Annotated in this window: 7 protein-coding genes and 2 tRNA genes; 3 read left to right on the top strand and 6 right to left on the bottom strand. The window is 57.9% G+C overall.

What is annotated here, in order from left to right; genetic code table 11:
* Positions 1 to 206 precede the first annotated feature (206 nt).
* Positions 207 to 279, bottom strand: a tRNA-Arg gene (locus ACRQEG_RS09380).
* Positions 280 to 527: 248 nt separating this feature from the next.
* Here ACRQEG_RS09380 and ACRQEG_RS09375 point away from each other — a divergent pair.
* Positions 528 to 698 carry a type II toxin-antitoxin system mRNA interferase toxin, RelE/StbE family gene (locus ACRQEG_RS09375; protein WP_320757976.1) on the top strand — a complete coding sequence of 57 codons (171 nt, stop codon included), beginning with the start codon at positions 528 to 530 and terminating at the stop codon, positions 696 to 698.
* 215 nt (positions 699 to 913) lie between these two features.
* Here the strand turns inward: ACRQEG_RS09375 and ACRQEG_RS09370 are convergent, their stop codons facing one another.
* The 3 genes from ACRQEG_RS09370 to ACRQEG_RS09360 form a co-directional block, all read right to left on the bottom strand.
* Positions 914 to 1,087, bottom strand: a complete 174-nt coding sequence (locus tag ACRQEG_RS09370; RefSeq protein ID WP_320757977.1) for a hypothetical protein — start codon at positions 1,085 to 1,087, stop codon at positions 914 to 916.
* A gap of 498 nt (positions 1,088 to 1,585) precedes the next feature.
* Positions 1,586 to 1,673: transfer RNA gene (locus tag ACRQEG_RS09365), tRNA-Ser, on the bottom strand.
* A 57-nt stretch (positions 1,674 to 1,730) separates the two neighbouring features.
* Positions 1,731 to 2,291 carry a GNAT family N-acetyltransferase gene (locus ACRQEG_RS09360; protein ID WP_320757978.1) on the bottom strand — a complete coding sequence of 187 codons (561 nt, stop codon included), beginning with the start codon at positions 2,289 to 2,291 and terminating at the stop codon, positions 1,731 to 1,733.
* Between the two features lie 478 nt (positions 2,292 to 2,769).
* On the opposite strand from ACRQEG_RS09360, the gene ACRQEG_RS09355 reads away from it, so the two are divergent.
* Complete coding sequence (locus tag ACRQEG_RS09355; protein WP_320757979.1) at positions 2,770 to 3,909, top strand: sialidase family protein; 1,140 nt, start codon at positions 2,770 to 2,772, stop codon at positions 3,907 to 3,909.
* A 150-nt stretch (positions 3,910 to 4,059) separates the two neighbouring features.
* Here the strand turns inward: ACRQEG_RS09355 and ACRQEG_RS09350 are convergent, their stop codons facing one another.
* Positions 4,060 to 7,206 carry an exo-alpha-sialidase gene (locus ACRQEG_RS09350; RefSeq protein WP_435733866.1) on the bottom strand — a complete coding sequence of 1,049 codons (3,147 nt, stop codon included), beginning with the start codon at positions 7,204 to 7,206 and terminating at the stop codon, positions 4,060 to 4,062.
* Positions 7,207 to 7,563: 357 nt separating this feature from the next.
* On the opposite strand from ACRQEG_RS09350, the gene ACRQEG_RS09345 reads away from it, so the two are divergent.
* Positions 7,564 to 7,686: a hypothetical protein gene (locus ACRQEG_RS09345; protein ID WP_435733865.1), complete on the top strand. Its 123-nt coding sequence runs from the start codon at positions 7,564 to 7,566 to the stop codon at positions 7,684 to 7,686.
* Positions 7,687 to 7,803: 117 nt separating this feature from the next.
* Here ACRQEG_RS09345 and ACRQEG_RS09340 read toward each other — a convergent pair whose 3' ends face one another.
* The gene (locus tag ACRQEG_RS09340; protein ID WP_320757981.1) at positions 7,804 to 8,649 is read right to left on the bottom strand and encodes an Abi family protein; all 846 of its coding nucleotides are present in this window, start codon (positions 8,647 to 8,649) and stop codon (positions 7,804 to 7,806) included.
* Between the last annotated feature and the right edge of the window lie 101 nt (positions 8,650 to 8,750).

Below are 8,750 nucleotides of genomic sequence, written 5' to 3'. Positions count from 1 at the left end.
CGGTCTAAACATCCGTAAAGGCCAGATCGGGAGCTAACGACACGCCGTCATTAGACCCACTTTTTGTCTATTAACCCTTCAACCCGGTCAATTTGCCGGCGTTCCTGAAGCATTCGCGTTAGGTTTTGTGGCCGGGCTTGGGTGCCTCGGGTGCGGAAAAAGAAATTGCTCCCCACCGGGATTTGCGTCACCGAGGAGGAGCTTCGCGCGCTCGAAGGGATTCGAACCCCCGACCTTCTGATCCGTAGTCAGATGCTCTATCCACTGAGCTACGAGCGCACAGTCACGAGGTGGCTACCAGCAAGCTCCTCAATAAAAAATTGAGGAGGCGAGCGATTAACCCGCCTCGTTTTGCGACAGATAAGAGTTTACATCGTTGCTCGGCGAGAACAAAATTTAGAGGCCAGGTGCGTTATGTTTCACATCTGGCCTGGCTGGGTTTGCGGCCAGTGCCGTGGCGAGAGCTGAAGTTGAGTCCCGCACCGGCGCTTCGTTTGGTAGCGTCGCTGAACTGATGGCGGATCTCAATGAGGCTGACTAGCGTCTTCCGTACACATCAGTTCAAGCGCGATGCCAAGGCGCTGTTCAAGAAGCATTACGACGCCGCAAAGCTGGCGAAGGCTATCGAAGCGCTGATGAGGCAAGATCGCGATGAGCTGCGCACACGGTATCGCGACTATGCGCTGCGGGGAGGTTAGAAAGGCTGGAGTGTACGCATCTCCCATTGCTGTTCGGCAGCTGTCCAAGTAGATTGACTAGTGATAGACCCCCGGTCAGGCCTCTAGCTTTTAGCAATGCACAAATGACCGGGGCCTTTCTCTACAGGCAGGTTAAAGGCGCCTCGGAGAGTGGGGGAAACAAGACTTGGTGCGAATTTGATGTGTTCTTGCCGGAGAAGCCGGGGTTTGGCCCGCTAATTCGTACATTTTCGGGCATGTGTAACTGCCTCATCACGTGCGCGTTGTGCGATTTTGATCCGAATTTGTGCGGCAGCTATTTTTACTCGCTCTGGATCCGTGATAAGCCGTTCGGAATCAATGTCCGCATCGCTTTCAATTTCGGCAAGTAGTTCCTCGTCTGTTCTCATTGCTAGAAGCCTTTCCGTTCGAGAAACTTGCGCTCGACACCGAGCCGTCATCGCGTGAAAATGTCCCCGCAGCATCGCCCAGGGGCATACATTGAAGAACATCTTGACCCATGTTGAGCCGCTCGCTACCAGTATTGGGTAGCCGGGGGTGGGTAAAAAGTAGGAGCCAGCTATCCCCTCGGTGGGGGAAGAGGATCCCTGACCCTCTTTTCGCCGGCATCTCAATACTATCAGCGTGTAAATCTATCTCGCAGTCCCGAACGGAGGCGCTGTTCCTCAAATCGCCCCTTTTATTTTCGTCGCGTACCCCGGTTTGGGGGTACAAATCTCCACACCTCGGGTTGTACCCCCAAAAGTACCCCCGAAGTACCCCTAAAGGCCGGTCAAGAGTGGCTACGGGGAGCGTTCCAAGCCCCACCATTCCCCGACTTTCCAGCGCCAGCTCAACAAAAACTAAGCCCTCAGGCCGATTTCTCAACCTGAGGGCTAGATCGCATGCGGAGAGTAAGGGATTCGAACCCTTGGTGCGGGGTCGCCGCACAACGGTTTTCAAGACCGTCTCATTCGGCCGCTCTGACAACTCTCCAAGCAGCGCCGCCCACGCGGGCTGCAAAAGGCTAGTTTAGCGTAGTTTCGCGCGCCGCTACACCAGTGGCGCAGCTGCTTCGAGCACAGCCCCAAACTCACCCACCGGCGTGAACTCCGGCAGCAGGATGCGCTCCATCAGATGCGCATCCATATCCGCCGAGTGGTTACCGGAATGGGTCATGCCGGTGTCCTCAAATCCCTGGCGAGCGTAGAAGTCACGCAGCGGACCCACGCAATCCAGGCGCACTCGGTCGTAGCCGTAGGTGACTGCCAGCTGGGCCATCGCGGCCAGGATCGCCCGCCCGGCGCCCTTCGCCTCAACGGCCGGATTGGCCATGAGGGTGTGCAGGTAGAGGGCGGGCATGTCATCGAACCAGATGAGCGGGTCGGAATGCAGGGCGCGCACAGCGGCGGTGATAGTGCCATCGGCCGCGCGCAAAGCCCAGAATTCGCCGGCGTTTATCTGCTCGGCGATCTTCCATACGGGCAGCGAGCCGAGCGGCCACTGGGTGTTGCCGGCGGCGGCCATAGTTTCTTCGATGGCGCGGCGGATAGTGGCGAGGGTGGGGATATCCTCACGCGTGCACCGGGTCAGGTGAGTCAATTGAGTGGTCATGAGAGTCGTCGTCCTCCGCAACTCGGTCCCACAGGGGAAATTCGGTCAGGAATTAGTCAGCGCTTGGCATGCATGAAGCAAATATGCGCTGCTGTTAGGTTGGGTTGGGGGTGGCGTCGTCGTACCGGACGAAACACCGGGGGTGTCACACGGTCATGGGCCGCTGAACGCTAGCGTAAAACAAGAAAAGTCTTCAGTGCAAGCTCTAGTAACGGTCAAGAATCGGTATCGTTGCTGTACGCGAACAGCTGGAAACGCGGGTGGTACCGCCCGGCCTCGCTTGCTGCACACAGGATTTTACACAGCGCGGGGGTTCTGTCAAAACGTGGTGTGCACCACCGGCGCTTGTCTGCCGTGAATGAAGGGCGACGACGCCGCGCCTACCGCTCACCAGCCCTGTTATCCCGCGGAAACGTGCGCGGCGGTAGCCCAACCCCGGCCCGCGGCATTAAGTCTGACAACCGCATAGGATGGTGCCATGACTTCTCTACATAAGGACCCGCACAATGATCGTGCGCAGGCCCCCGCGCCCAGCGCTGGCGCCGCGGCTGGCCGTTCGGCCCGCGCTCTCGTCACCCGTACTGCCGACCGCGATTTCCGCATCCCGGCCGTGCTGCATCGCGATAACCAGCTGACCGTCTTCTTCGATGAACGCCCGCATCCGAGCGGGGATTTTGACTGGGAAAACCTGGGCGGGGCGATGGCCGCCGATCTCCCTAATCCCAACCGTATTTGCTATATCACCGCCAAGCTCCCCGCGCCGGGCACGCCGCTGCGCGCGCAGGACCTTGAGTTTTCCGCTCCGCTCCCGGTTCCGGGAACTCCTGCGGTGTGCGGGGATCCGTGTGTGGCCGGTGCTCCGGTAGCCAGTGCTACGGGCGCGGATGCCGCAGCGCCAACCGCCGCCGGGAACGATGCCGGCATCACTCTGGCCTACGCCGCCTCGGAAGAAATCGGCTATTTCGGCTCCCGTTTTGATGGCCCGCGGCTGGAAGCTTGGATTGCCTGGGGGACCAGCCTAGATTCTCTGAGCCATACTCGGGTGGACGACGAGCTCTATAGTGAGCTGCGTTGCGATGGTCTTTTCGCCACCTCCGGCTCCACCCCGTTGCTGGGCGATACCGCGCTTCTCCCATACGTGACGAACCGCGGCGGGGAGGCTGTTATCTACGTGGTGCATGTGCGCGCAGGCAAGATTGTGGCGATTTCCGAGCCGATCCGCCCGGTGGGTACCCCAGGCCTGGACGAAACCACCCTCGAGGTATGCGGGGGAGAGGTCATCGCGAATATCCGCCTCCAGGGTTGCGGTGGGCGCGTGGTGGCACGCTCGAGCGATGGCCTGAGCTGGTCTGAACCGCAGCCCCTGAACTTCCCCGATCCGGGTTGCAATGCCAAGCTCATCACCTGCGGAGATGGCACCGTCCTCATCCATCCGCATTTGGATACCGCGCGGGAGAACGGCGCTATTATTGACGACGCCGGACGCCTGCTCCGCTCCCTGGGCCCGGGCGAATTCGGTTACTCCGACGCGGTGTGGCTCGCTGATAACCTCGCCGTCGTATTTGAACGTGAGAACTCGCTCTACCTGGACCTGATCCCGGGCGAGGAACTGCGCTAACTAAACCAGAAACGTAGCCGCGTGGCACGCCACGCAACGGGGCCGGGTGAGCTGGAAATCCAGCCCACCCGGCCCCGGTTTGTATCTCGCTTATCGCGCCGCGAGGTGCTTCTCAGCGCGAGGTGCTTTTTTCAGCGAGATGGGGAGCGCTTAGCGCCGCACGCCAGGCGTGTCGATGCCGTCGCCATCCCAGTCACCGATGAGGAGCTGATCGCTTGTCCTGCCGTAAGCGAGGCTTCCGGTGGTGTTCCCGTTTGCGTCAGCGGTATGGATGACATTGCCGCGGCGCACCCCAACGGTGTCCACGCCGTCGCCATCCCAGTCACCCACGATGACCTCATCGCCCACGCGGCCGAAGCTGAAGGTTGCGTCAGCATTACCTCCGGCCAAGGAGTTCTTGATGAAGAAACGATTACCGCGCACGGCCGCGAAGGTATCTTTGCCGTCGCCGTTCCAGTCGCCCACGATGAGCTTGTCGCCGGTCTTTCCGTAGGAGAATACGGTATCGGCGTTGCCGCTGGTCAGGGAGTTCTTCACGAACACCTTATTGCCGCGAATAACCGCGAAGGTATCTTTGCCATCGCCATCCCAGTCACCCACGACGACCTTGTCGCCAGCCTTGCCGTACGAGAATACGGTGTCAGCGTTGCCGCCGCCCAGGGTGTTCTTCACGAAGAACTGGTTGCCGCGGCGAACGGCGAGGGTTTCCTTGCCGTCGCCATCCCAGTCACCCACGAGGACTTCGTCGCCGCTGCGCCCATAGGAGAAGACGAGATCAGCAACTGTGGACGTCCACGAGTTCGAGAGGTAGTTGGCGTTACCGTGCGATTCGGGAACCGCGGGTTTGCTCGGGTCCGGTGTCGGTTCCGGGCTGGGAGTCGGGCTCGGATCCGGAGTGCCCGGAGTCGGGTCGGTGCCCGGAGTCGGCTCGGGCGAAGGTGCAGGCGAGGGATCCGGGCTCGGGTTGGGCTTGGGTGCCGGGTCCGGGCTGGGATCCGGAGTCGGATCCGGTGTCGGCTCAACGCAACCGTCTTTCACTTCAGTCATGCGGTAAACCTTGATTTCCGCGGCGGAGGCCAGTGTATTACGGACGTTTCCATAGGTTCCCGTAATGTGCAGTCGCAGGAACTTAGTGTCCTTGGCGTCAAAGAGGAAAGTGGCTGGATCAGTCGAATCCTTGAAATTCCCTTCGGCAACCTTAACCGCGCTCGCGGCATCCTTACCGGCCCACAGTTCCGCACTGCGAATGCGTCCGTTATTGCCACCTGCCATACGCGGGTACACGTCCACGCGCCCGATGTTCTCAGCCTTGGGCAGATTGAGATCGACATCCAGCGGCAATTTGATGCGCTTGCTCCAGGGCGTGTGCCAAATGGTGTCAAGATTGCCGTCAAGTAGGTTAGCTGCCCCGTTGTTTTCTTGACGTGTTTCCTCAGGAAGTGCGTTAGCGAGACTAATGCCGTCCACTAATTCGGGCTTTGATTCGCAGACCCTGTCTGCCAGAGTGGCTTCGGCAAATCCGTTGACTGCTACCTTATCTCCAGAGGTAAGGCGGAAGGGGATCTTGTAGGGCTGCTTATTGGAGAGTGCCATTTTATCGATGGTAACTGGCACCTGCACAATGCGAGTTTCTCCAGCCTTGAGGTTCTCAACCGTTACAGCTTCGGCACTCCAACCGGAGGGGAGTTCCGTCGGAGTTGCTACGAGGTTGCCGAGTGCTTCGCCGCCGGTATTCGTGATAGAGAGCGGAATCGTCGACTTGCCGCGATATACCTTGGCGTTATCCGCCGGTACCGCCGAAACGGGCAGGGAGTTCAACCAATCCAGGTGGAAATGAGCGTAAAGCATGTCATTGTTATCGCCCTCGTAGAAGATACCGTAGCGACCGTCCTGCAACGCCCACATCGTGGAGTAGGACATGGCACCGCGCTTGAATTGCTTACCAACTGACCACGTGCGCCCGTCGTCGTACGAAATACGCACGAGACCGTTTGAACGCGAGGTCGCGGATGACGAGGAGTAGAGCAAAATCTTCGCCTGCGCACTGCCTTGCGGAGCGTTCGGGAACGCGCGGATAATCGAAGCGTTATTGCGCGGGTCGGGCAGCTGCCATTCAACCTGCATCGGGGTGTAGGTCTGGCCGCCGTCCTTCGAGAAGGCGATCTTGCGGGCCATAATGCCGTCCGAGGACCGCGAGTTGAGCATGACGGTGCCGTCGGAAAGCTCCACGACCTTGTTCTCGTCCATGTTCCCGTAGACCGGCTGGCCGGGGGTCCAGGTGGCGCCATTGTCATCCGAGTAGACGGAGACGGCGGCGTAGCCCTTGCCATTCGGCATAGTCATGGTGAACTGCTGGATGAGGCGGCCCTTGTGCGGGCCGTACTTGAGCTGGATACCAGCGCCGGAGGCCGCGAAGCGGGAGCGAATATTCTCATCGAAGGTGATGTCCTTGGTGATAATGCGCGGGTCGGACCAGGTCTCTCCGTGGTTATCGGAGTAGATAAACTGAGCGTGCAGCACGTTACGGTCGTTGGAATCGGTGCCGGGCTGAGAATCCTGGAAACGTTTGTCGTAGGAGAACACCGAGAACAGGAAAATACGCCCGGTTTCCTCATTCACCACGAAGGAAGGATCGGAGTAACCGTACTTATCGGAGTCGTGGATACTTCCCTTGCCCTGCAGAATTTCTTTTGGTGCTTCCCAGGATCTTCCCTTGTCCTTAGAAATGCGCAAGGTGATGTGATTCGGGTTGGGTGAATCTGCGCAAGAACCGGGGCGACCGTCATAAGCCGCGAGGATCCAGCCGTTCTTTGCTTGGGTGAGTGCGGGGATACGGTAGCAGTGATTCGGCTTATCGCCTTTCTTTGCCAAGCGTACAGTCTTCATGTCCTTGCGATCAGTGGGGATGGTGGAAGGGTCCGGCTGATCCTTAATGTGCTCATTAAGCACTACTAATTCGGGGAGTTCCGCACGAATGTTATCTTGGAGAACTTCTGTTCCGTTGCGGTCCTTAGTGGCGCGGAACACCACATAGGGGGTAAAGGCGCCCTCTTCGGCATCATCTTCGGTGACGGTATATGTGATTGATGAGCAGCCTTGTGTTTCGCCAGGTTTTAAATCTCCCCAGCGGCAATTCGGTGCTTTTGGTGGCAGAAAGCCCTTGAGGTTCGATTGATAAGGGAAGGCCGTGATTTTTTGGTCCGATGTGTTGGTGTACGTCACGGCGAAGCGTAGTTCTTCCCCAATTCGTACGGAGCCTTCATCTCCATCGTCAATACGCTCGAAAGTTATCTTCATGTATGAAGATTTGGTAGAATCTTGGTCTTGACTAGGTGTTGGCGGTTTTGCGGTGTCGAGAGTTTCCGTGGGGGCAGGCTTGGCTGCGGGGGACTCTTCCCCCGGGCTAGCCCACGCTGTCAACGGCGTGACCGTGAGGGCAACCGTGGCAGATAGTGCCGCGAATGCCTTCCACCCACGCCGGGGGTGAGGAGTTGACATTGTGCTATTACCTTTCTGGCAGACATCATCGTCTCGCCTGACGCTGTTGTCAGACAAAAACGAAAATAGCACAGCAACTCCGCACTTGGAAAGTTGTTGTCAGACAAGAATGCTCAGCGGAACAGCGTTCCGGTCACATAAAACAGTGTTTCGGGCATGCAGAACGACGTTGTGGTCATGCTGTGGAACGTTGTTTTGGTGGATGTCGCGGCCGTGGCGGGTCTATTTCTCCGCGCTTCGGTACGACGGCGCAGCTCAGTCGGCACGTACTTTTCCTAGAGAGTACCGCTCTGATTATAGCGATTGGAACGAACCCGCAGGTAGGCCCAGGCTGGTGGGGTGTACCAGGGGGTTAGTCAAAAAAGCGCTCTTGATGTGCTGGGCAATCTTGTCGGGTCAAGTTGTTCCGGGAGAAGTGACGCGAAGCAAATGTGCCATCACTGTCAGCACGCCGAAGACCTTTTCGCTTTGGCCTTCGGGAAGCGACTCGAATTCAGACAGGGTCCGTAATGCTGCGGTCGGCGCTGGGACGAAGGATTTATTCCACAGACGTCCGTGATGAGCACAGATATTACGAACCACAGTTAGTTGCTCCAGCCAACGCATCAGAGGTGGTTGTGTTTTCGCTTTTCGTTGCTGGTTTTTCGACAAGGTTTCAAGGTAAATGTCAATGTTCAACCCTCTGGAAATTTCACGTTGTTCCTTGGCGGGAAGGCCTTCAAATAGTCGTGAAATATCCGCAAAATCGAGTATTTCAGCTAGAACCCAGAATGGGTACTTTCCGTCGTACTCGTCGCGGTAATGTTTGATTGCTTCATTGTTTTGCCCGACTCTGGCAACCCGTTTCTGCACCGTTGCCATCCATTTTTCATGGTTGAAAGATGGGCGAAAGTAGCTAGGGTTGGTATACCCTAAGGGGGCGTCTACGCATAGCACTTCTCCGATGCGAGTCCGCATTGTAATCTCGATGCGTTCCATGCCGTCGTGGACAAGTGTGCGGAGTTTTCTATCCGCCTCATAAAGCTCAACTGCGGCCAGAAACGTGGTGCCTGGTGCAAAGATGTCGCGGCGGTGTCCGTTGGGCATGAGGATACGAGCCGGATACCAATATGCTGACAGGCGGTAGTAGCTCACATTGGTTAACCATTGCCGAGCTAAAGCGGCATCAACATCCATGCCGCGGTCACGCAGCAGGCCAATATGCTCATCAATGGTTGCGGCTGGCTTCACCTGCTTGGTCAACGCTGCCCCTAGAAGCGGTAAAAAGAGGCTTATAGGACAAAATGTGTTGGTTACGGTTTAGTAGGTTTGGTTCCATTTAGCCCCGTTGTGTAGATCGGTCC

It is taken from the genome of Actinotignum stranguriae, assembly GCF_051265215.1.
GTDB classification, from domain to species: domain Bacteria; phylum Actinomycetota; class Actinomycetes; order Actinomycetales; family Actinomycetaceae; genus Actinotignum; species Actinotignum schaalii_C.
The sequence above is the reverse complement of the archived record's forward strand: the minus strand, read 5'-3'. Positions and strand labels throughout refer to the sequence as shown.

What these genes read in the sequence shown, in the direction of transcription:
- ACRQEG_RS09375 (WP_320757976.1), top strand. Translation starts at nt 528, where the DNA reads ATGAGGCTGACTAGCGTCTTCCGTACACATCAGTTCAAGCGCGATGCC.
- ACRQEG_RS09370 (WP_320757977.1), bottom strand. Translation starts at nt 1,087, where the DNA reads ATGAGAACAGACGAGGAACTACTTGCCGAAATTGAAAGCGATGCGGAC.
- ACRQEG_RS09360 (WP_320757978.1), bottom strand. Translation starts at nt 2,291, where the DNA reads ATGACCACTCAATTGACTCACCTGACCCGGTGCACGCGTGAGGATATC.
- ACRQEG_RS09355 (WP_320757979.1), top strand. Translation starts at nt 2,770, where the DNA reads ATGACTTCTCTACATAAGGACCCGCACAATGATCGTGCGCAGGCCCCC.
- ACRQEG_RS09350 (WP_435733866.1), bottom strand. Translation starts at nt 7,206, where the DNA reads ATGAAGATAACTTTCGAGCGTATTGACGATGGAGATGAAGGCTCCGTA.
- ACRQEG_RS09345 (WP_435733865.1), top strand. Translation starts at nt 7,564, where the DNA reads ATGCAGAACGACGTTGTGGTCATGCTGTGGAACGTTGTTTTGGTGGAT.